The 1,327-nt window shown below is 42.0% G+C and carries 2 tRNA genes and 2 rRNA genes; all 4 read left to right on the forward strand.

The features are described 5' to 3' along the window. A 16S ribosomal RNA gene (locus Q0791_RS24820) occupies nucleotides 1-77 on the forward strand; the annotation flags it as partial. Nucleotides 78-280: 203 nt separating this feature from the next. Further along, nucleotides 281-357, forward strand: a tRNA-Ile gene (locus tag Q0791_RS24825). Nucleotides 358-481: 124 nt separating this feature from the next. After that, a tRNA-Ala gene (locus Q0791_RS24830) sits at nucleotides 482-557 on the forward strand. 521 nt (nucleotides 558-1,078) lie between these two features. Further along, a 23S ribosomal RNA gene (locus tag Q0791_RS24835) occupies nucleotides 1,079-1,327 on the forward strand; the annotation flags it as partial.

The following is a 1,327-nucleotide window of genomic DNA, read 5'->3' on the forward strand; positions in this document are numbered from 1 at the left end:
CCACGGTGTGGTTCATGACTGGGGTGAAGTCGTAACAAGGTAGCCCTAGGGGAACCTGGGGCTGGATCACCTCCTTATTACAATGAATAATTGATTCCTGTGCGTGTTCACACAGATATGCTTGTCGAAAAGAAAGAACAAGATATACACGCTTATTTTAGGCGAAGTTAATTTGTTTCAAGTCAAGGCACTTGAGGAGTGAAGAGGGAGTGTAGTTCACTACATGACTGATTGAACGACGAAAGTAACGAAGAATTGGGACAAAGAAACAAGTATAAATGGGTCTGTAGCTCAGCTGGTTAGAGCGCACCCCTGATAAGGGTGAGGTCGGTGGTTCAAGTCCACTCTGACCCACCAAATCTTATCTACTCTTTGTTAGTTTAATACTCGCTTAAGAAAAGCTAAGCGTCGCATTAAACTGCCTCGATTAGATTGCGATTTGGTATTTTATATCGATTATCTTGTTTGACTGCATGTAAATGGGGCTATAGCTCAGCTGGGAGAGCGCCTGCCTTGCACGCAGGAGGTCTGCGGTTCGATCCCGCATAGCTCCACCATTTACTTAGGTTTTGGAAATAATAGTTGTGATTTGAATAGCTTGAAAAAGCGGTTCGATTACTCTCAATAATTCCAGTATTTACTTGCAAATAGGATAGAGATGCCAAAGATAAATAGAATAATTTATCTTTGGCTTTTTTAAGCCAGTTCTTTAACAATTTGGAAAGCTGATAGTATTAATATAAAGAGATGGCGACGATGTCGCGGTTTTTAATATTAGTGCGAAATAAAATTGAGTTCTCAAAACACTTAACATTAAGTGTCTTGGCTTATGAATTAACATTCACTTGTTGATGATTGAGTAAAATTCTAATTTTGGCGAAAGTAGAAACCATTAGTTGCGATACAGCAGTCAATAATACCCTTATTGATGGCGAGTAGATAAAGCGCAGTTAATCATGTGGCTGTCGAAGCCGTAGGTTGAGCGATGAGGGCGTGTAGTTCACTACATAACCGAAGAGCGAGATTTACAATAAAGACAGGCGCTTGAGTAACAAGCGGAAACTCATTTGGGTTGTATGGTTAAGTGACTAAGCGTATATGGTGGATGCCTTGGCAGTCAGAGGCGATGAAGGACGTAGTAACTTGCGAAAAGCGTTGGCGAGCTAGTAACAAGCATTTGAGCTAACGATGTCCGAATGGGGAAACCCACTCACATAAGTGAGTATCACAACCTGAATACATAGGGTTGTGAGGCGAACCCGGGGAACTGAAACATCTAAGTACCCGGAGGAAAAGAAATCAACCGAGATCCCCCTAGTAGCGGCGA

It is taken from the genome of uncultured Shewanella sp. (assembly GCF_947495455.1).
In the GTDB taxonomy this organism is placed as follows: Bacteria; Pseudomonadota; Gammaproteobacteria; order Enterobacterales; family Shewanellaceae; genus Shewanella.